Origin of the sequence: Acinetobacter sp. ANC 5414 (assembly GCF_013004295.1) — a bacterium.
In the GTDB taxonomy this organism is placed as follows: domain Bacteria; phylum Pseudomonadota; class Gammaproteobacteria; order Pseudomonadales; family Moraxellaceae; genus Acinetobacter.
In genome coordinates this window covers 101211-123089 of record NZ_JABERM010000032.1, presented here as the reverse complement: position 1 = coordinate 123089, position 21879 = coordinate 101211, and the positions used below count along the sequence as shown (strand labels likewise).

Annotated in this window: 13 protein-coding genes, 1 tRNA gene and 2 pseudogenes; 11 read left to right on the top strand and 5 right to left on the bottom strand. The window is 33.5% G+C overall.

All coding sequences use genetic code 11. From position 1 onward, the window contains the following. Positions 1-270 precede the first annotated feature (270 nt). The 7 genes and pseudogenes from HLH18_RS16165 to HLH18_RS14310 all read left to right on the top strand — a co-directional run. Positions 271-455 (top strand): annotated as a pseudogene (locus HLH18_RS16165) (hypothetical protein); the annotation flags it as partial. Positions 456-1030: 575 nt separating this feature from the next. Beyond that, positions 1031-2275, top strand: a complete 1245-nt coding sequence (locus tag HLH18_RS14335) for a tyrosine-type recombinase/integrase (protein ID WP_171547369.1) — start codon at positions 1031-1033, stop codon at positions 2273-2275. Between the two features lie 58 nt (positions 2276-2333). Further along, positions 2334-3938, top strand: coding sequence for an AAA family ATPase (locus tag HLH18_RS14330; RefSeq protein WP_171547368.1), 1605 nt, complete (start codon positions 2334-2336; stop codon positions 3936-3938). Next, a complete protein-coding gene (locus HLH18_RS14325) occupies positions 3938-4921 on the top strand; it encodes a hypothetical protein (protein ID WP_171547367.1) in 984 nt (327 codons plus the stop codon). The genes HLH18_RS14330 and HLH18_RS14325 overlap by 1 nt, the downstream gene beginning before the upstream one ends. A gap of 51 nt (positions 4922-4972) precedes the next feature. Further along, positions 4973-8734: a hypothetical protein gene (locus HLH18_RS14320; protein WP_171547366.1), complete on the top strand. Its 3762-nt coding sequence runs from the start codon at positions 4973-4975 to the stop codon at positions 8732-8734. A 39-nt stretch (positions 8735-8773) separates the two neighbouring features. Continuing rightward, the gene (locus HLH18_RS14315; protein ID WP_171547365.1) at positions 8774-9538 is read left to right on the top strand and encodes a hypothetical protein; all 765 of its coding nucleotides are present in this window, start codon (positions 8774-8776) and stop codon (positions 9536-9538) included. A 1692-nt stretch (positions 9539-11230) separates the two neighbouring features. Beyond that, the gene (locus tag HLH18_RS14310) at positions 11231-12238 is read left to right on the top strand and encodes a hypothetical protein (protein WP_171547364.1); all 1008 of its coding nucleotides are present in this window, start codon (positions 11231-11233) and stop codon (positions 12236-12238) included. A gap of 91 nt (positions 12239-12329) precedes the next feature. Here the strand turns inward: HLH18_RS14310 and HLH18_RS14305 are convergent, their stop codons facing one another. Both HLH18_RS14305 and HLH18_RS14300 read right to left on the bottom strand, forming a co-directional pair. Further along, on the bottom strand, positions 12330-14111 hold the full coding sequence (locus HLH18_RS14305) for a DUF927 domain-containing protein (RefSeq protein ID WP_171547363.1): 1782 nt from the start codon (positions 14109-14111) through the stop codon (positions 12330-12332). A gap of 16 nt (positions 14112-14127) precedes the next feature. Beyond that, positions 14128-14322 carry a helix-turn-helix domain-containing protein gene (locus HLH18_RS14300; RefSeq protein WP_171547362.1) on the bottom strand — a complete coding sequence of 65 codons (195 nt, stop codon included), beginning with the start codon at positions 14320-14322 and terminating at the stop codon, positions 14128-14130. A gap of 129 nt (positions 14323-14451) precedes the next feature. Here HLH18_RS14300 and HLH18_RS14295 point away from each other — a divergent pair, with 129 nt between their 5' ends. Beyond that, a complete protein-coding gene (locus tag HLH18_RS14295; protein WP_171547361.1) occupies positions 14452-15357 on the top strand; it encodes a hypothetical protein in 906 nt (301 codons plus the stop codon). 84 nt (positions 15358-15441) lie between these two features. On the opposite strand, the gene HLH18_RS14290 is transcribed toward HLH18_RS14295, so the two are convergent. Next, positions 15442-15518, bottom strand: a tRNA-Ile gene (locus HLH18_RS14290). 814 nt (positions 15519-16332) lie between these two features. Here HLH18_RS14290 and HLH18_RS14285 point away from each other — a divergent pair. After that, a complete protein-coding gene (locus HLH18_RS14285) occupies positions 16333-16896 on the top strand; it encodes a 1-acyl-sn-glycerol-3-phosphate acyltransferase (protein ID WP_131318723.1) in 564 nt (187 codons plus the stop codon). 113 nt (positions 16897-17009) lie between these two features. Next, positions 17010-17759 carry a YebC/PmpR family DNA-binding transcriptional regulator gene (locus HLH18_RS14280; protein WP_131286405.1) on the top strand — a complete coding sequence of 250 codons (750 nt, stop codon included), beginning with the start codon at positions 17010-17012 and terminating at the stop codon, positions 17757-17759. Positions 17760-18125: 366 nt separating this feature from the next. Here the strand turns inward: HLH18_RS14280 and HLH18_RS14275 are convergent, their stop codons facing one another. Next, positions 18126-18596 (bottom strand): Lrp/AsnC family transcriptional regulator, encoded by a 471-nt coding sequence (locus HLH18_RS14275; protein WP_131286409.1) that lies wholly within the window; start codon positions 18594-18596, stop codon positions 18126-18128. Between the two features lie 392 nt (positions 18597-18988). Between HLH18_RS14275 and HLH18_RS16375 the strand changes: the two are divergent. Next, positions 18989-20248 (top strand): annotated as a pseudogene (locus HLH18_RS16375) (hypothetical protein); the annotation flags it as partial. An 824-nt stretch (positions 20249-21072) separates the two neighbouring features. Here HLH18_RS16375 and HLH18_RS14265 read toward each other — a convergent pair. Continuing rightward, positions 21073-21837 carry a glutathione S-transferase family protein gene (locus HLH18_RS14265; RefSeq protein WP_171547360.1) on the bottom strand — a complete coding sequence of 255 codons (765 nt, stop codon included), beginning with the start codon at positions 21835-21837 and terminating at the stop codon, positions 21073-21075. Positions 21838-21879 lie beyond the last annotated feature (42 nt).

The following is a 21879-nucleotide window of genomic DNA, read 5'->3' as shown; positions in this document are numbered from 1 at the left end:
GTGATGTACTGAAAAGGCTGCCGACACATAAAGTGACCCAAATAGAAGAATTACTGCCACACCGTTGGAAACCTGAACCCCGTTAAAACATAGCAATGGGGTTCAGCGGATGCTTACTTAAAACAATTTACCTGAAAAAGATGTATTATCAAATATTAGCATTTTCACCCCCTAATATTTCCAAACTTGATCATGTTCCCTCAAAATTTGAAATTAACTAGACTTTGTTTCAACCAAACATCAGCAATGATAAGACCACCTTTTCAAATTGTTCAATCTGAATTTATGAAGGATGTATTGGATAAGTATGAGTTCACTCCGTGTTTGCCACGTAAAGAAGAGCTGAAAGACTTGCCCAACTGTAGAGTCAAACTGTTTGAGTGTGACACCGTATTTTCCAATCTGCTGGTCAAAACGAGAAGCAGTTCATCGAGAAATTTGATACAGGCCTGTAGTCACCATTCAGGCCATCCAAAACTATTCATTTAAGCAAAAACTCCGCAAGGAGATTCAAGAAAAGTCCCTGTACCATCTGGACAAAACGGTCAAAGCATAATTTTGAAAAATTCCCCCACAGAATCTCATTTCTCTGCTCATAGCAAAACTTGATGAATAATCTGTATGATCATTTTATATTCATCAATTGCGCTACTCACATCGAAAGTGAGAATACAGTGAAATGTAATTGAAGGCTTTTTTTTTTTTGTTCTCGTATTCAATATAGCCCAACGGATTATCGAACTGATGGACCACATACGGTCTATAAAAATCCGATGGTCCAAATTCTTGAGGCAACAAAAAACCCCATAAACCAAAGGCTTACGAGGTTGAATGTGGTGGGCCCAGACAGACTTGAACTGTCGACCAACGGATTATGAGTCCGCTACTCTATTACACCAAAATCAATAGATTATAAAATATATATTTGAATAACAACATCTTATTGAAAATAAAATTATAACACTTCTATCTTTTAGTTGATAATTGTATCATTTAGATGCTTACTATATGCTTACTAAAAGTGATAATAATGAACCTAACCAAACCTAAAATTGAAAAACTTCCATTTACAGATCCAAGCACCCCAGCGTTCTACTGGGATGATGTAATTTCAGGATTTGGTGTAAAAGTAGGTGCAAGAAGTAAGACTTATATATTTCAAGGACGGGTCGGTCGTAAATCGATTCGCATTAAAATTGCGAATGTTAATGATATGAGGTTAGATGAAGCAAAAGAAAAAGCAAAAAAATATGCTGTACAGTGCAATGAAGGGATCAACCCTCTTCATGAAAAGGCAAAAAAAATTTCAGCAGCCGACCAACATGATTTAGTTATTAAAAAACAAAATATTAGATTTCGTGAAGCATGGGAAGTTTATCTCGCAGAGAATAAACCCAATTGGCGTGAACGCTCTTATAAAGATCATATAGATATGGCTCGAGGAGGACGAGATCCAATTAATAATAAAGATTACAAACCACAGCCTATTTTTGAACTTTTAGATTTAAAACTTTCTGAACTCACAAGGGATGTATTTATTGATTGGATTTTAAAGAACTCAGATCGAAATACATCGCTACTCAAATCATTTCGTTTAACAAGAGCATTTTTAAATTGGTGTGAAGACGACGAGCGTTATTGCGAAATAATACCTAAAGACTCATATAACTCAAAAAGAGTAAAAAAGCTCCTACCTAAGCCTCAAGCAAAAAAAGATTGTCTTCTAAAAGAGCAGCTAGAGTCTTGGTTTAACGAAATGTCTAAAATCAAAAATGAAAAAGTGTCATTTCTTTTCAGTTTTTCTTTAATAACAGGAGCAAGAAAAAATGAAATTTTAGCTTTAAAATGGACGGATATTGATTTCAAATGGAAAACCATTAGGCTAAATGACAAAGTTGAGGATACTGGACGCATTATACCTTTAACAGAATATATTGAGACTAAACTAAAAAAATTACAGCGATCTTCCAACTCTATTTTTGTATTTTCGAGTGATACGTCAGAAAATGGTCAAATAGTGAATCCGTACAAGGACTTTTACAAAGCTCGAGATAATCTACAAATTGATATCACGATACATGGACTGAGAAGATCATTTGAAACACTTTCTGGATGGATTAACCTTCCTAAAGGCATAACCCATCAAATTAGTGGTCATAAGGCTGATTCAATTACCGAAAAGCACTACACGGTTAGACCTATGGATATGCTTCGTATGCATATGCAAGGCTATGAAAATTGGATCCTTGAAGAAGCAAAAGTATTATGTAAATGAAAAATAAAAGAATTATACTATTCTAACTTAGTACTTATATAAAATTCTGGAGATCTTAATGAGCCCATTTGGGATACCAAGCATACAGCGAGGTGAGATACCTTTAATGTTATTTCATTTCAAAACTTTAGAAGGAACTAGAAAGTATTTAGATCTTATCACTCCTGAGTGCAAATACCTTATTACTTTAGAACCATCTGATTGGGATGATTTTGGATATAAAACAATTTTTGAAATACAAATAACAAATAACTTATCGCAGAAAAGTTACAAGTTAGGCTCTATTAAAATAGGCTATGCAAATCAAGGTGAAAATCCCAATCTAACCACTTGGACGATAGACCATGAATTCATAAATGGAAAAACGTTAGAAAAACTTGAACATAATTTTTTTTCAATGGGAATAGATTTTGAATATTATGAAAGAATAAATGAAGTATTTAACTATGATGACAAGACTATCAGCCATTTTTATAACTCCTTAAATGATGTTGCTTACAATAAAAAAATACTAAATTACGCATTAAAATATGATGTCTTTAAAATATCATTTTTAAGGTCAACATCTTATGAAAATATTATTAAACAGTTTTCAAATATTGCCAGAAGAAAAATTATTAGCAATAAAATGGGTATTACTTTAAATATAAATGACGATGAAATAAGTTTTCATTTATCTAGTAATTCTAATTTTAAAAATAATATTAAGGTTCTAATAGGAAGCAATGGTTCAGGTAAATCTGAACTACTTAACAAGATAGTCGAAGATTATATTAATAATAATGTGAAAACCAACGAAATCAACAATATTATTCTTGTATCTTTCAGCCCTTTTGACAAACTTCTAGCCTATAAAAAATATATAGATTCAGATAATAATAAAAAAAGTGTTAGATTAATTGGGTTAAAGAGTGAAAAAAATATTTCTCAAAATACTGACTTAGAATTAGAATTTCTCGAAAGCGTAGGAAATTGCCTTTTTAGCTCTTTTAAAAAAGATTTACTAATTAAATTAATTTACATACTTTCTAGTGATCCTATTTTATCTAATTTTAATTTCAAAGATTTAATTACCAAGTTTGATTCATTAAATATAAATAAAAATGATTTAAAAAGATCTGAAATATTCAAATTATTTGATATTTTAAGCTCTGGCCATAAGATAGTAATATACACATTATTTAAATTAGTCGATCTTGTTGATAGAAATACTTTAGTTCTATATGATGAACCTGAACTATATTTACACCCTCCACTTTTATCAGCGTATCTAAGAGCCTTTTCTGAACTTTTAATTCAAAATAATGCTATGGCAATTATAACAACACATTCACCAGTTGTATTACAGGAAGTCCCTAAAATAGACATAAAAATCATAAGAAGATATCATGATTTACAAGACTATGACGAAGTTAACTTAGAAACTTTTGGCGAAAGAGTTGATATTTTAACAAATGAAGTATTTAATTTAGAGGTTTATAATTCAGGCTATTATAAAATCATATTTGAATTATTCCAAAGCAACAAATATAAATTTAATAGTGTAGATCATGGTTATGAATTTTTCTTAGAATACTTTAAAAACCAATTGGGCTCAGAAGCAAAAAATGTAATTTTATCACTATTGAATACATATTTTGATAATCAAAGGAATTTAAAATAATGAAATATTTTAATGAACCTTGTTTATATAAAATTAATGGCTCAAGTATAGTTGAATTGTCTAAAAATATTGGATTATTTGATTATTGCGTAAATGAAGTTAGTAATTTTCTTTTTCAAGACAGTTTAGCATCTAACAATATTTATAATGAATTAGAAATATTTAGTTATAGATATAGGCTAATGGCAACTGCTGGAACCTTAAATCTAGGTAGAATAAAAAAACTTTTTCCATTTAATAGTTTTTATGAGCTAAATAAATCAGAATTTCTTGCCTTATATAAAGCTAATAGAAGAAAAAAATCAAAAAGTCATCCATTTCAACAAATCATAATAAATTGCAAAGAAAATTACAATCGTTATTGTTATTATTGTGGTGTTGATCATTTCGAAAATATAGATCATTTTTTACCAAAAGGAGACTTAAATTCAGATTTCCAATTATTTTTTCCTCAACTTTCAGTAATGTCTTATAATCTTATACCAAGTTGTGGAACATGTAATAGAACTAAATCATCACATATAGGGAACTATATAACTGAAACATTAATACATCCTTATTTTAGTAAATTCTTGAATGACCCATTCATATACTGTAATGCTCATTTTAACAATGGAGTTGTAAGCTTTTCCTATAGTTATTATTTTCCAGATAAATGGTTAAATCAAAATAAGATTAGAGCGAAGAATCAGATTAATAAATTTGACTTACTTAATAGATACTCAGTTGCTTCCTCTAGTGAATTCAAAAAACATCTAATTAAATATAAAAGAACTTTAGATAAATCAGGAAGTGATACTCTAATAGATCTCATTATAGACGAATACTTATCTGTTCAAACTGCTTTAGGTGTAAACCATTGGGAAACTCTAATGTATTTATCTTTAGCAAGAAACTTTAGCAATTTTGTAGATTACTTAAATACTATTTCTACTCCACAAAGTACTAAATATATAAATCCAGCAGATATTTCGAGAATATAAAATAAAGATTCTACTTACTTTCTCTTAAATTATTAATAATGGTATTTCATAATGTTTAAACCTAATTGGGATATATTTTCATCAAAATTTTCAACAGAAAAAGAATCAACCTTCGAATGGTTTGCGTACTTACTTTTCTGTCGAGAGTTTGATCTACCTAAAGGTTGGTTTGGTTACAAGAATCAGTCGGGTATTGAGAAGAATCCAATTACATGTAATGGTGAGGTTATTGGATTCCAAGCCAAATTTTACTCGACGTCACTTTCAGATCATAAAAAAGATTTTATTGAGATGTTGGAAAGATCAAAAAGAGATTATAAGGATATATCCAAAATTTTGATTTATACCAATCAACTGTGGGGACAGGGTCAGATAGAAGTTGATGGTTCAAAAAAAATGACAATGCCTAAAGCCTTATCTGAGATAACGAAAAAATCTACTGAGCTAGGTATAACTCTAATTTGGAGAGAAGCATCATTTTTTGAATCAGAGTTTGTGACACTTGAACATGATGATTTATCTAGATACTTCTTCACAGAAGAGCAATCTCAAGGTTGGCAACGTTTTAATGATTGGTCAAATACAAAAGCAAGTATAGAAGAACCTTACTTTATTGATAATGATATAAAGGTTATTACTCCACAAAACAGGAATAATAGTGAACTTAATGTTGTAGATGGTATCAAGGCGATTCGAGATAAACTTTTGACTACTGGCACTTCTGTAAGACTAGTAGGTTTATCTGGTGTTGGGAAAACACGTTTTGCACAAGCACTATTCGATGAGCACATTGGTGAAAATAATTTAGATGTTAAAGATGTTTGGTACTGTGATATTGGGGATTCACCAAATCCACTACCTGAACATTTTATTGAAGAATTAAAATTAAAAAATAAGCCCTTTATTCTAATTGTAGATAATTGTGGACAAGATACTCATGCAAATTTAACCAAAAAAATTCAGAGTACTGAAATTTCACTTTTAACAATTGAATATGATGTAAAAGATGATCTACCTGAAAGGACTGATGTCTATAAGCTTCAACCAAACAGTACAGATATCATTCAAAAAGTAATTGAACGACATTATCCTGATGTTAATGATATAAACCGACGCAAAATTGCAGATTTCTCAGGTGGGAATTATCGATTAGCTTTAGCCATCGCTTCAAATATTGAGAAAACTGATAACCTAGCATTACTTACTGATAGTGAATTATTTGAACGACTATTTTGGCAAAAAGGTCGACAAAATGAGGAGCTATTTAAAATTGCGAAAAATTTTGCTCTAGTCTATTCCTTTAATATAGAAGACAGCGGTGAAGAAAATTCTGAACTGGATTTTTTATCTAACTTAGCAAGAGTAGACTCCGATACTGCAATCGAAGCAATTGAGATGCTGAAAAGTAAAGATATAGTTCAACAACGTGGCGTATGGCGAGCAATTCTACCTCATGCACTAGCAAATCATTTGGCTAAAGAGTTAATTTCCACAAGGTTAGTCAATCAACTAGATAAACTAACTAAGTCAATGCCTGAACGTTTACAGAGATCATTCATTAAGCGTCTGAGTTATTTTCATGATCTTCCAAAAGTTAAAGATTTAGTTAATTTATGGTTCACTAATAAAGGCTTCTTTGGAGAAAAAATCCTATCAGGAAATTATGATACTCAAGACATAGTGAAAATAAGACTACTATCGCAAATAGATGAAGATCAACTTCTTAACTTATTTGAAAAAAAGCATTATTTAGATCCAAATTTTTTAACACGTGAAAATCCATCTTTTGTAGAGATTTCTCATTTAATTAGAGCATTAGCCTACCAAGAGCATAACTTTAAGAAAGCATTTAATTTACTTGCTTATTTTGCGAAGGATGAAAATGAGAATGAAAGAAATAATTCTATTATGAATTTATTGACATCTTTATTTAGACTATATACCTCTGAAACTCTAGCCAATTTAGAACAAAAAAAAGAAGTTCTTACTACATTACATGCTAATGAAGAAAATTTACCAATTTTATTATCTTGTTTATCAAAAGCCTTAAACTTTCATGAGTACGGCTATCTTATTCTTAGATCTAATGAAGGTGGAAAATCAGCTGACTATGGCTATCAACCAAAAACTTATGGGGAAATTTGGTCATGGGCTGAGTTCTTACTCGAAATATTAGATAAGTTAGATCAGCAAGGTGCTGTACAAGCTCGAAAAATCTTTGTAAATAACCTTAAAGCAATTATATGGAAATGTGGAAAGGTTGATTTCGTAAAAGAATATTTAGAACGTTTTAATGAACGAAGTTATTTTTCAGAGGCGCACACTCAAATTTTAAATATTATTAAATTACATGAAGATGAGTTAAAATTAAATGCTCCTACACTATTATCGGAGTTAGTAAATCTAGAAAGCTCTTTACGACCTAAAAAGAAAAATTTAGAAGAATTAATAAAATCATATATTTTAGTATCTGATTATAATTTATATAAAATTACTAAAAATGATAATGATGAGTATGCAATAAAAATACCAGATTTTGATAGCTATGAAGATATAATACATCATATTAAAAATGAATTAACCGATGTTAAATTACTAATTTCAAACATTGATTTACTGATTAAGGCAAATAAAGGATGGGTACAAAATAATTATCTAATAGAATTAGGGAAAGGAAGTTCAAAAGTTTTTATTGATGTATATCAATGTATTGAATGTTTGAGAAAAATAACCCTTGATAACTCAACACGACCTTCTGAATTTCTATTAGGTCTTTTAATGGGTTTTAAAAATAATTCATTAGATGATTTTTATACTTTAATCGAATTTATGAGGCAGAATGATAGTTTTAAAAATACTATTTGCTTATTATTGATTCAATCATGTCAATATGATGATGATTTCCAATATTTTAGTCAGTTAATCATTAACAAAAAAATTGATGTTTTAAATTTCCCAAATTTATCAGCATTAAAGTATCACAATAAAATTTCTAATGATCAATTTGAAATTTTAATTGATGCATTAATATTTGTAAATGCGATTGATCAAGTTAGATATACACTTCTAGAAGAATGTTTCTTTCAAAAGAAATTACCTATTAAATATGTAGGGATTCTTTTAAGTGAACTTGGGACAATACTCAAAAACAATAACTTGTATAACCATAGTGAAGATGCCTTAAAATATTTATTTACTTTGAATGATGATTACAAAGTTAAAGTTCTTGAAGAAGTCAAAAGCATATTTCATGAGGATAAATTTATTTCTATATCTCGAAACTCAAAAAACTTTAAGTTATTAAAAATTTGTGTAGAAAAGAATACTGATCTATTCCTTCCTCTATTTTTACTAGATCAAGAATTTTTAGATAAATTTTGGTGTAATGATCTAAGAAAAGTTCTTGTTCATGCAAATCAGCAAAGTGTTTTGAATTGGATCGGTCATGATCAAGTTAGATTAGAATTTTGGATAGAAAATTCGAACTTATTTTTAATTAAAGATAATGGTCAAATCATTTGGTTAGATTTAGTTGTGAACTTACTCGACTTAAGCCATTCTGCTAAAAATGCCTTAGATAAGATTATTGAAAAAAATATTTTCACGTTACGTTCAGCTTCTGGAAGTTGGTCAGAGGAAATGAAACGCAGATTACCATCTATTACCGCCTTAAAAGATAAGCTCAAAACATCTCACCCATCTCTCTTACCATTCATTGACTCAAAAGAAGAAGAATGGTTAAAACGTATAGAAGCTCAGTCAGAAAAAGATGATCAAGATAATAAACTAAGAAATGAACGATTTGAGTGGTAATAAAAGTGCTTTCTTCATAAGGAATAATATAGGTAATATATGATTAAATTAAATTTAGATGAAATTCTTACAGTTACTTTTGACTCAAATGTTTGGGAAAATGTGGTCGATCCATCAAAGCGAAAAGGTAATCAAATTTATGAAAAAATTTATGAAGAAATTTTATCCAATAAAATTGAACCATTTTTTTTTGAAGGGTTAGTAACATTAGAATGCATTCCTAAAGCTAAACGTAAAGAATATATAGCAAATTATAGAGCAAGTACTGAATTCAAAATTGAGAATAAAATTTTTACTGATGAAGGAACAGCACCATTTGAATTATCTGACTATTTAAAACTCAACTTACCTTTAGCTTTTGATCTAGGTTTTAAATTCATTCGTATTCCTAGAATTGGCAGCTTTTCAATTAATGAAACATATATGTCCACATTACGTAATGAAAATATTGGGGAACGTCAAAATTACTCTTTTAAATGCGCTCATTTCATCGAAAAGGAACTTGGTGCTGGATATCAATATTTAAAAAACATATTAGATCTTTCAGGTAATGAGCATTTAATTGAAAAAACTCATAGCAATGAAGTTTTAACTGATAAGCAATTTGCTGCAGGAGTTGCAGAATGGGTGGATGGTGATGCATTATCCGCACACTATGGTTATGGCATCAAATATTTTTGTACAAACGATAAAGCAAGAGGTGCTGGTTCAAAGTCGGTTTTTTCTATTGAAAATAGAAAAAAACTGAAGGATAAATTTGGTATTGATATTATTACTCCTACTGAATTGATAGAATTTATTTAAAAGTTTAATCTTAAAAGAAAGGCTACATCCCAAATGGAATGTAGCCTTAAAAGGTTTTTGAGAACATTTCCTTGTTCAATTTTAACGCCTTTTTTGGCTGATCAATTTTTTCATGCTGACTTAAGCCATATTCCACTTCAAATTTCTAAATCGGGGATTTAGCTTTTTCTCACCTAAGATGGAAGAGCGAGACACTAATATTTTTCATGTCCGTGTGAACATTAGCCAGATTAGAAAGAACCTGGCAACTTCATATAAGCAATTTTCTTCAGTGACCAAACTTCAGAATACTTATACCTTATCAATCTCGGTCTAGTTTGAGCGACCAAGCCCAAACGGAGGAATACGACCAAGTATTCCCTTAACCTTCTTCTAACATATTGCCGAACATACTTTCATATGTGCCGACTCAAGCTTTCGCAGTGAGCAATCTGATGAATCAGACTGTTTTAGGATTCGCTTTAAGCTAGCTATCTCACTTAATACAGTTCTTTTTAACGAAGATCTATATCACAACTTCCACAGGTAGAACCTGCTTTATATGCGCTACTTGCCATCGCTCCCACACTGTATAAATTGACAGACCTTTAACCAATTTAAGTCCTTCATACAGTGCTTCCCAAGTTATTTCAAAGTGTCTTAATGTGCAGACCGTTTATCCTCTCGCTTGCATACATACTTCCTGTTTCCCCCAACCGTAGTTCCTTAGTTTTATCGGGATATGATGTATACACAACTTTATAAAGGGTAAAACTCTTACACTCCAATCAGCATCTATCGATTAATGCCGTTACACGTTTAAGCTATCCAGCGACCCATTCAGCTTGCGCCAAATGGTGCCAACTTCTCCACCGTTAGGCTCGAAGTCCTAGTACCTCACGGTACTCTCAGCAGCCATCGTGATTGGAAATGAGCATACTTTTCGCAAGTTGTTCACTTGCCTCGATCAAGCATACACACTCAGCTATTAACGGAGACTATCGCACATCCTATGCTGCTCCTGACTGTATCACCTTGAACAGGGTATCAATTCAAAACCTAAGTCTTAAATCTAATCTGGCTATTCCTAACCAAATGACCATTTCGGAATAAATTCCTTATAGGCTCCCGTGTCCTTGTCGCCCAACAACTTTATATGCAATGCATATAGGAACTCTTAAATCCAAGTTGAATGAACGGATAGAAGAAGAGCATTGCAGCTCTCCAGCCCCCGTTGCAACGTACCGAGCGAGGTTTCCCCAGCAGTCCGCTACATCGGCAGTACAAGAATGGTTAGTTCAGGTACTCACGGCAATATGTATCAAAGTTTTGAATGGTGGTCTTTAACCCATCCAAAACTTCAAAGAAGAAAATTAAGGATGGATGGTCAGTCCACTATTCGATTGATAATTTCATATTAGTACATCTGATTTTAAATATCAATATTATTGATAATAAATTTAAAATAATATAAGTTTAACTAATGAAGTTTGTGTCGTCATTAGGAACTACTTAATTGCCACCTTACAAAGTGAGGTGATCATTCATAAAGCTATGGCTTTGCCATAGCGGTTTTTGAGCAAAGCTCAAAAGTAAAAACACCTTAATTGAGACAATTTCTATTGTTGATTGACACAAATGCTTAGATGGGATTCCACAGGGAAAAAGTGGATTGTTGATTTACAGTTAAACTGTATTGTTGGATGACAAAAAATGATTGATTACAGCCCTCATACCAAATACACAGCACAAAAAATTCAGGATAAAGTGAATCGTGGAGCATACTTTTACTCATCATTTAGTATTGATAATGGTATTGGCTCAACAACCCACATTAAGAAACTCATCGAGAAACTAACGGACAGATATGACCTAAATTTAACGAGTCGGCAAAGGAATTATCGACTGAAAACAGGAAAGCCGATTGCAGATCTGATTGTTCAAGATGTAATGTATGAAAATAGATGGCTTTTTATTTTATTAATCACCACGCCTAACAGCCATAAACACAGTAAACAGCCAATTCATTCTACTGAACAGCAAAAGCAATTCGGCAAAGATAAAATCATCGAAATAGAAGAGTTGTCTTTTTCTAGAGAGCTTATTATTGCTGAAACTGACTTAGTCCATGACTACTTTAAAGATGGTGAAGTTTTGAAGTTTGTAATGTCTAAGCCTTATCTAGAATTAGATTTTGCAGGCTGTTCAGCGGAACTTGTGCGAATGACTCACAAGAAGTACAAATCAAATTCAGACAAATTTTATAAAATGCCAAGTAAGCCGTTTAGTTGGACGTGGAGATGGAAGAAAGAAGTTGTAGCTAAAAAGAAGATGGATTTAGTTAATATTATTAACCGCTATGTCTCACAGACTAATAAAGCCAAACCAATTGAAGACCTCGTGAAATGGCAGTCATATTTTCAAACCTATGCGGTTTTTAGAGGGATGCGGCAACAGGTTGGACGACTATACACATTAGGGAAATTGTTTTTATATAGTCGTAGCAAGAAAAGATGGGATGATGAAAATTTACCTAATTTGAAGTTATATTTTTTACCGAGATTGGGGTTGTATGCTGAAAATTATGATGAGTATTTTTTAAGAAGGGAGATCTACATAAATTACGATGTTGAGCTACCAAGAAGACTAGCTCAAAACTGTGATTGGACTGAAATTGATAATTTTTTAACGAACATTGTGTCGCACGATGTCAATTTTTAATGCCAAAATTCATCAAAAAATAATGGTAACGTGGTAACGTGGTAACAAGTAATTTTAGTGCATCACCATGTTACCATGTCACCACTATCAATTATTCATTTGAATATTGGCTTATAAGATTAAAATTGAAAATCATCACTCTAACATTGCCATCTATATTTGGTAATCGAATAGATCTTGTAAATCTTGTTTTTTCACAGTCTATCCAACCATTCTTTTTTAATACTTCAGCTACATATTGATGGTTAACAAGCTTCATAGGTTTACATATTGCCTCCCTAAAGCTTTCTGGATGCACATAAAAGGTTTTAGTTATTCCATTTTGCATCCAATAACCAACACAGTTATTGGTTTTTTGATTAAAGTTATCAACGTAAAGTGTATTTAATTCTTTCGGAATCAATTGTTCAAACTTACTTGAACCATTCTGCATAAAAAATAACTTTATTTTTTCTAAAATTTCTTTTTCTTCATAGTTTCCTTTTTCTTTTAAGTTCTTAATCCAATTGTTGAACACTGTATGTATTGCATTAAATGCAACTCCTCTTTTCCATGAGGTAATTCCTGCTTGAGTAGCTAGTTCACCAGCAACAGCTACCAAAGCAAAAGATTTAGCAACACGTATTATATGCCCCTCACTAAAATTTACTGTCAACACTCTAGAATATTCCGTCAATAATTTATTTGCTATATCAATAACTTCAAATTTATTTTGAGTTAAATATTCTAACCATTGCTCTCCAGCTACTCCATAGTATTTCTTTGAATTGCTATTTAATAGCATTGCTTGAGATGCTGCATTCTCTTCAAAATCGATACAATTGAATATCCCACAAGGAGAATCATCTATATTTATATTTATCATTCGAATTTCTTGCCCTAGCTTACTATTTTGCCCTGATTCTTCCATAAGCTCTGATAAGGTTCTTTCTCCACTTGACAAAAATACTATGCGCCAGCGGTTACTATCTTTTAAAGTCAATGATTTAGTCATACGACCCTTACCACTACCATTGATTAGCATATACACGATACTTCCAAGTTCTTTTGGATTCGGGATTTCACCTATTTCATCTAATACAAGTAGGCTATCGTTATGCATAAAAGCCGTTTGCTCTAAAGCATTGCCAGTATTTCTCCATGTGCAATGATATGATTCGGGATTTCCAAAAACAGTGCATGCAACAAACTCAGCAGTGCTTTTACCTTTGCTTGATTTCCCTTTAAAATGTATGCCAGTACCATTTTGATTTAAAGGTTCGAGCAACTGTCCACTAAAAGCTAAGCTAATTGCTAATATTAAAAAGGGATGATTTTCAGCAAGTATTGATATGTGTTGTTGCCATTCATGTAATGTCCCTTTTGTTGAATATTTACTAAGAGAAGCATTTTCAGATTGATATACAACGATTTCACTACTATCGTTTTGGCCAATCGTTTTATTGGGCAAAATAAATTGATTTCGATACCAACCAATTCTATTAACACATACTGCTAATTGTGTTATTGGATAATTAGCCAAATAAAAAAGAAAAAGTTTTCTTTCATATCCATTTACAGAAATAGTTACTCCTTGGTCTGACAAAGCTTTTCTTATATCAGCACCATCTGTTTGAAAGTGTTGCATTGGAATAGCCCAAGTATGTAGCATACCTGCATCGTCTAACCACTGTAAAAGACGTCCCCAACCATTAGAACTATCATCCCGTGTTTTTGCCAGTATAATAATAGGACTACAAATAAATAACTTTTGCTTATCGTCATTATTATCTTTGACAAACCAAACACCATCTTCAGCTATTTCGAAAAAACCATTTGCATGTCGCATTCTTTCATAAGACTTCAGCTTGGCTAAAAATTTATTAACTTCCATTTTATCTACCCCAATTTTAAATTGATTCTCGTGCAAACTCTAAAATCTCTTTTTTACTCCAACGAAGGAGACGCCCATATCTAATTGGCGTGATAGGCCCATTTTCATAAATTGCCCACCTTCTTAAGGTTTGTGGTTGAAGTCCTAATAAATGCGCTGCTTCACTTGTAGTCAAAAGCAATTTATCAATTACTTTTTTATCGCTAGTCATCGTTTCAAATCTCTTTAAGTATCTTTAAGCAGATGAAAGCACTTTTTATGGGGTAGTAAAATATACAATAAATTGACTTTTTCTTTACCCTATATAATTATAAGTATTATTGATATATAGGATTAAATGATGGGTCGAAAAAAGAGAAGTAAGATTGAATATGCTAGAACAATTGCTTGGTATGATTTCGTACTTTATAAAGCACAAGAATTATGGAAATGCCATTCTGAATATCAATTTTATAAGCAAATCTATCAAGACACTGGATATGATGTAAGTGACAATATTTTTAAAAAATATAAATTTGGCTTGTCATCCCCCTCAAAAGCATGGCTACTGTATGCCGAAAGAAAAATACAAACATCAAGACTAATTTTTGAGCATCCTATTTGGAGCTATTTTGATAGTGAACTTAATACGCAAGAATCTATCGTTGAAAAGATGTGTCAGCTTCCTATCGAAACTCGAGAATTAATAATTGAAGATAACTTTGGCGCTCCAACGCCAACAAGCTATGATTTTTTGACACAAGTTATCTCTACTCATACAGTTGACAATCTCTGTGCAATATATCTTTTATATTGTTGGGGAGAAGTCACAAATAATCAGGATTTGAGTAATTTTTGTGCATATCTAATACTCAATAATTTAGAGAAAATTTTAAGTAAAAACCCTCATCTCAGAAGAGCTCACATATTTCTATTTGATGAAATGTGTGCACGTATGTTTAAGAGAGAGCACCGCGAGTTGACTATAACTTATACCGATAAAATTGATTGGCGTAGACAAAGGTTCGAAGAATGGACAGAAGCTGTAAAACTGGCTTCCTTCGCAGAGGAAATTTTATTACTCAGTAATCCTAAATTAGAAATTTTTGCATCTAGTACAAAAAGTCCTATCAGTGCTACTGATACATTCTATCTTGATCACGGCATAGTTAAATTTGAAAACAAGTATGTTCAAATGAGATTTAAAAAGGCATGCCAAAAATGTTTAGATAAGCATTTTATTACTACTTTTAAACTTGATCGTTGATTTTAGTTGCTTACTATATGCTTACTAAAATACAAAAACAAAAAAAACCACTTAGGATTAGTACACCTAAGTGGTTGTTTTATATGGTGGGCCCAGACAGACTTGAACTGTCGACCAACGGATTATGAGTCCGCTGCTCTAACCAACTGAGCTATAGGCCCTGATAAGCTGAAATTGTTATATATCAACAAGTTCAAGCGAGGCAATACTAACGAAGATTTTTTCAAAAAACAAGCGTTTTTGCTTTCACTTGCACAGTAACACAACAATTGTTTTTATCACTTATTTTATAACGTGTAATTTTCATAAATTCTTAATTCATCGCTAAAATTAAAAGTAGATATTTTTTCTATTTTAGAAATACATTCAGTCAATAAAACCACATTTACTATCGCTTAAGCAGCTCGAATGCTGAATATTACAGGATGATAGAATGATGAATTAATTATACTTATAAGGTCTTAATTAATCATTCAACCATTATTTTAAGTAATAATTTAAAAATAAATCCGAGCTATGAACTTTCCCGAAAAGTTTAATTTTCAGCCCAATTCAGAGCCAAAACTGCTTTTTTTACGAGATTCTATGCGAATTTCGATTAAAGACCATACAATAACTAGCATAAACAATCCAAACGCCAATAAAAAAGTCGAAAAATACATCATTCTTTTCAATCCTCATTAAACAGAAGCGAAGTTGAACAATTTGTTCATAAGCTTTTATCTTCGACAAAAGTCTAATAGGTATTTTTTGATCTGAATAGCCATTTTAAATCATTATTAAGACTTAATTTATATTAAGTGATACATTTTATATATTTATTAACGCCTATTTATATATAAAAACAATTAATGCGGCCATTTTTCAAAACTATATACACATCTATTTATTTGTTCATTTTAAACACATCGCCTCTTGACTATAAATACGAACAAGCAGAAATTAGCTCACTTTCGAATTGCCTAATTTCCTTCTATGTTAAAAAAATTTCTTGGTGAATCTGCATTTAAACTTGCCGGATGGACTTATCATGTTGAACCAGATGTACTTGAGAATAAACAAGTCATTGTTGGCTTTGAACATACTTCGATGATGGATGCAGTTCTTTCTCTTGCCCTGTTTCAAATTTTTGATATGAAAATTCATACCCTGATTAAAAAAGAACTTTTTAAGGGGCCGATGAAACCGTTATTAGAAGCCATTGGCGGGATTGCAGTCGATCGTAAATCCAATAAAGATATCGTGTCATTAATGGTTGAACATTTTCAGCAAAATGAAAAATTCAATCTGGTGATTGCACCTGAAGCCACCCGTGCAAAAACAGGTGAAACAAGAAGACCGATTCGTACCGGCTTTTGGCATATCGCCAAAGCAGCGGGTGTTCCTATCGTTTTAATGTATGCCAATTCCAATACCAAACAAGGTGGCATTTTAGGAAAAATATACCCGACTGAAATCAACCATGACTTAGCTTTGCTTAAACAACTCTATAAAGATAAGGTTGGTTTGGATATTGTTATTCCAGAACCTAAAAACTAAGTGATATTTGTATAAAAACTCAAAAGCCAGCCCTTTCTAAGAAAAAAGGGCTTATGGTAGAATTTAACACATTCGATTCGGCATAAAGCCAATCTACAAGGAGCATATTTCGCATGGCGGGTCATTCCAAGTGGGCCAATATCAAGCATCGCAAAGCAAAACAAGATGCTAGCCGTGGTAAAGTTTTTACCAAATATATTCGTGAATTAACAACTGCTGCAAAACTCGGCGGTCCAGATGTGGGAAGTAACCCTCGTCTACGTGCTGTAGTCGAAAAAGCATTATCTGTAAATATGACACGTGATGTGATCAACCGTGCTATTCAACGTGGTGCTGGCGGCGAAGATAACGACGACTTAAAAGAAGTCACTTACGAAGGTTATGGTGTTGGTGGCGTAGCTGTTCTAGTCGAAACAATGACAGACAATTTAAACCGTACCGTACCTGACGTTCGTCATTGCTTCTCTAAAACCAATGGTAACTTGGGTACAGCCGGTTCAGTGGCTTACCTCTTTACCAAACGTGGTGAAATTACTTTTGAAGATGTTTCTTTAGAAGATAAAATCATGGACGTGGCTTTAGAAGCGGGTGCAGAAGATATTGAAGTGGGTGAAGATGAAATCTTAGTCATTACCACACCTGAATCATTTGGTGATGTACAGGATGCTTTATCTGCTGCAGGTTTGAAATCTGACAACGCTGAAGTTGTGATGAGCCCATCCACTAAAGCTGAAATCACAGATATCGATCAAGCAAAACTAATCTTGAAAATGATTGATATGTTTGAAGATCTTGATGATGTTCAAAACGTTTATACTAACGTAGAGTTTTCAGATGAAGTATTAGAGCAGCTTGAAGCCTAATATTTTCTCGAATCTAAAACGCACCGCATGGTGCGTTTTTTTATAGCTGTCCCCCAATCGAAGTATGTAAAATCAACATTATTGGTAAAACTAAAATAATAAAACCAATCAAAACAAGCAATGCAGCCAATGCCCTTTCAACCAAGCTTGAAATTTTCGCTCTTCCGTAAAAGCAGAATGAAGGCTAAACAGAAAAATGACATACTGAATCAGATATTAAAAGTAATCAAAATTTATCTCAGTCCATTTCCATGCTGTTTTCAGCACAATCAAATCGGTGATTAGCCACAAAAATATGCTGCCTGAGAAAACCAATAGAACTTTTATGGGCAAAGAGCTTTGATGATGTCTGAGTATTTAATTTGATTAAACTTTATTAAGTAATCCACTACAGTTAAACACATTATATTCTTTAATCACAAAGCTCGAATGCAGGGCCACGACATGTTCAATTTTTCCAATGCGCTTGAGCAGGATTTCACTATAATTTTCCATATCTCGCGCAACAACTTCGACAATAAAATCCGCCGATTGCCCCGTGACTAAAAATGCATTAATCACTTCCGGAATACTTTCTAGTTCCTCAAGAAATTTGGCAAAAGTATCGCTGTCATGTTTACTTAATGAGACTTGTAGCAATACATGCAAACTAAAGCCAAGTTTTTTATAATTCAATTCACGTTTAAGACCGCTAATAATATTTTGATCAATCAAATGTTTAATTCGTCTATGGACTGAACTGACAGATAAATTAACGCGCTCTGAAAGCTCATTTAAATTCACATCTTCCTGATTCAAAATTTCCAGGATTTGTTTATCGAAACGATCCAGTTCCATTTTTATACTCTTTCTCAATAATCAATAGATACGCAAAATATTGCGCTATCTCCGTTATACAATAATTATTTATTTTCACAAAGTCTTAATATCCTGAAAATATTTTCCAAAAGCTTGCTCAATTTATAAAGAATTTTTTGATTCATGTTGGGTTAGATGACCACTGGTCATTTAATTATAAAAAATGAACAGCGGTAATTTTTATTAAATCTTTCTTTTTAAATCATTTAAATTCAGGGCTAACTTTAAGATCGGGCTGAGCTGTTCGAGTATCCTCCATACCATGACCGCTCATCTTTTACATGTGTATAAAAATAGATTAGAAGATAAGTGCTCTACCAAAAATAAAAATAGCGCATTTTAAAAAAACATATATTACACAAGGAATGGTCATGGCTTTTCAACTTCTAAGCTTGATAAAAACTAAAGTGAGTCCTGTCTTAACCGCTGAAACGCAAACTAAAAGCTTATTAAGTGGTTTGCTCGGTGGAAGTACCTCAGGCACCCTCACCAATCTTATTACTAATCTGACTGGCTCCATCACTCAACCTTCAGTTAGCTCCTTATTAAATAACCTTCTCTCTGGCAGTAAACTGAGTACAACAAACCTCAGTACTTTATTGAGTCAGTTTTCTGGTTCAAATACTTCAAGTTTAAATATTCAAAACCTGATCAACAGTTTAACTCAATCGAATGGTGGTAGTTTTAGTATTCCTCAAATTACCAATTTATTGAGTGGCCTATTGGGCAGCAATATCAGCAACCTTGATCTTAAAGCGATTTCTCAACTGGTCAGCGGCTTGATCGGTGGCAATACCGGCAATATCGACATTGCTAAAATCACACAACTGGTGGGTGGTTTAATTGGTGGTTCAAGCAACATCAATATCGGTGCGATTGCGGGTCTGGTTAGTAACCTGATTGGTGGCAGTGGCAATATCGACATCGCTGCAATTGCTAATTTAGTTACTAACCTAATTGGTGGCAATGGCAATATCGACATCGCACAAATTGTTCAGCTAGTCAGTGGTTTAATCGGTAGTTCAAGCAACATCGACATCGCTGCAATTGCTAATTTGGTTACTAACCTAATTGGCGGTAATGGCGATATCGACATTGCTAAAATTGCTCAACTGGTGAGTGGTTTAATCGGTGGTTCAAGCAACATCGACATCGGCGCGATTGCGGGTCTGGTCGGCAACCTGATTGGTGGCAATGGCGATATCGACATCGCACAAATTGCTCAGCTGGTCGGTGGCTTAATTGGCGGCTCTGGCAGTTTAGGTGGTGTAGATATCGGTGCGATTGCTACCCTAGTAAGCAACTTGATCGGCGGGAATGGCGACATAGACATCGCACAAATTGTTCAGCTAGTCAGTGGTTTAATTGGCGGTTCTGGCAGTTTAGGTGGCGTAGATATCGGTGCGATTGCTGGTTTGGTTAGCAAGTTGATCGGTGGCAATGGCGATATTGATATCGCACAAATCGCTCAGCTGGTGGGTGGTCTCATTGGAGGTTCGAGCAATATCGACATCGGCGCGATTGCAGGTCTAATTGGCAACCTGATTGATGGAAATGGCGATATTGATATCGCACAGATTACACAACTGGTGGGCAGCTTAGTCGGCGGTTCAGGTAACATCGATATTGGTGTCATTACCGATCTGGTCGGCAAGCTGATTGGTGGTAATACTGATTTTGGTGATATTGCATATGACCTTACAGAAAACTTAATGCCGATATTGGCCTCCATTAATCCAGAGGGTTCAGCTGTAGATATGGCGCAATTGTCACAAACTTTACCGACTCTAGTCGGTAGTGTGACGACCTTAGTGGCAACCTTGACCCAAGCGAATCAAGGCAATATTCCTGAAACCATTTCAGGCACCATTAAAGGCATTAATCCTTTACTGAAATTATTGGCGGATAGTGGTGCAATTGATGCAAGCCAAGCAGAAACAGTGGATGCAATTTACGATGTATTGAATGGGGTGAAAGTCATTATCGATACCATCAATGATCCTGACCTAAGCAATATTTCAGCTAGCCTGAATAATGTCATTGAAGCCCTGAAACCTGTGATTGCCCTGATTGATAGCAATGGTGAATTAGAGGGACTGCTTGCCAATGCCGACCTCCCTGATTTAACTGGCCTACTGGGCGGCGACTTTAATCTGGATACGATTACAGATACGCTTGGACAGCTCGTTGGCGGCACCCCAACAACCTTCACTAACCTTTCTGATTTATTACAAGGCAATAGCAATTTAGGTGATATCGATTTAAGCAACATTATCCCAGGGATCACGGAATCATTACTGCAACCTCTGACTAGCAGCACGTTACCAGGTTACGACGCAACAACGTTACCAACATCAACTCCAAGCTTAGAACTCGAGCAACCGATTGTATTTGGGTAAGTCTTTTAGTGAGAAAAAAATACGCGCTCTATAGCGCGTATTTTTATGAGTTCCTTTTAAACACCGCGCCAATCTACGCGGGCATTGCGTTTAGTTTGATAAATTCGCAGTACATATTGCCCGATCGGCAATTCAGTTAAAGTCTCTTTATATTTTTTAAATTCTTCAGACAATATTTCAGCATGCTCTTTTTCCCACGGCGTACCGGGAATTTCCAAAAGTGGAGCAAGCATTGAACAGACCGCAATATCAGCCAATCCTAACCGTTCACCGACAAAATAACGTCCATGATTTTCAATGAGACGTCCATTCAGCACCTCAATTAAATCATCCATTCGCTGTTTAGACTCAGCCACTTTATCTGAATTCAGCTGATAGCCTTTAGACAGCAAGGCTCTGATAATTGGTTTTGAATATTTTTCAAACTGGCGTAAATAACCTTTTTCACCAATCAGAATATCCAAAGATTCTTCACTTTCTGTCAAAGTATGCGCCAAACCCCAGCGACGTACATGTCTGCCCAATTCTGTCGCTTGATGATTAATCTCTAAAGCTAGCTCACGTTGCTGTAGATCAGAACGCAGTAAAGCGTGCTCAGGATAGACTTTATCCAAATACAAGGCAATTTCAGTCGAATCCGCAATCCAGCGGTCTTGGTCACGTAAAATCGGTAAACGGTTTTGTCCGGTTTTTAATTGTGCAAATGCACGATGCACACCGGGGATCAGGTTATGAGCCACATAATCCAATTCTTTATGATCGAGCAACCAGCGCGCTTTCTCACAAAAATGAGACAAAGGAAACTGGTATAAAGTCCGCATAAAATCTCCGCAGTTATTTTTTTAGTTCTGGCTATAAAGATA

Coding starts and splice junctions, on each gene's coding strand:
- HLH18_RS14280 (WP_131286405.1), top strand. CDS start 17,010: ATGGCGGGTCATTCCAAGTGGGCCAATATCAAGCATCGCAAAGCAAAA.
- HLH18_RS14285 (WP_131318723.1), top strand. CDS start 16,333: ATGTTAAAAAAATTTCTTGGTGAATCTGCATTTAAACTTGCCGGATGG.
- HLH18_RS14295 (WP_171547361.1), top strand. CDS start 14,452: ATGGGTCGAAAAAAGAGAAGTAAGATTGAATATGCTAGAACAATTGCT.
- HLH18_RS14315 (WP_171547365.1), top strand. CDS start 8,774: ATGATTAAATTAAATTTAGATGAAATTCTTACAGTTACTTTTGACTCA.
- HLH18_RS14310 (WP_171547364.1), top strand. CDS start 11,231: ATGATTGATTACAGCCCTCATACCAAATACACAGCACAAAAAATTCAG.
- HLH18_RS14320 (WP_171547366.1), top strand. CDS start 4,973: ATGTTTAAACCTAATTGGGATATATTTTCATCAAAATTTTCAACAGAA.
- HLH18_RS14325 (WP_171547367.1), top strand. CDS start 3,938: ATGAAATATTTTAATGAACCTTGTTTATATAAAATTAATGGCTCAAGT.
- HLH18_RS14275 (WP_131286409.1), bottom strand. CDS start 18,596: ATGGAACTGGATCGTTTCGATAAACAAATCCTGGAAATTTTGAATCAG.
- HLH18_RS14305 (WP_171547363.1), bottom strand. CDS start 14,111: ATGGAAGTTAATAAATTTTTAGCCAAGCTGAAGTCTTATGAAAGAATG.
- HLH18_RS14335 (WP_171547369.1), top strand. CDS start 1,031: ATGAACCTAACCAAACCTAAAATTGAAAAACTTCCATTTACAGATCCA.
- HLH18_RS14300 (WP_171547362.1), bottom strand. CDS start 14,322: ATGACTAGCGATAAAAAAGTAATTGATAAATTGCTTTTGACTACAAGT.
- HLH18_RS14265 (WP_171547360.1), bottom strand. CDS start 21,837: ATGCGGACTTTATACCAGTTTCCTTTGTCTCATTTTTGTGAGAAAGCG.
- HLH18_RS14330 (WP_171547368.1), top strand. CDS start 2,334: ATGAGCCCATTTGGGATACCAAGCATACAGCGAGGTGAGATACCTTTA.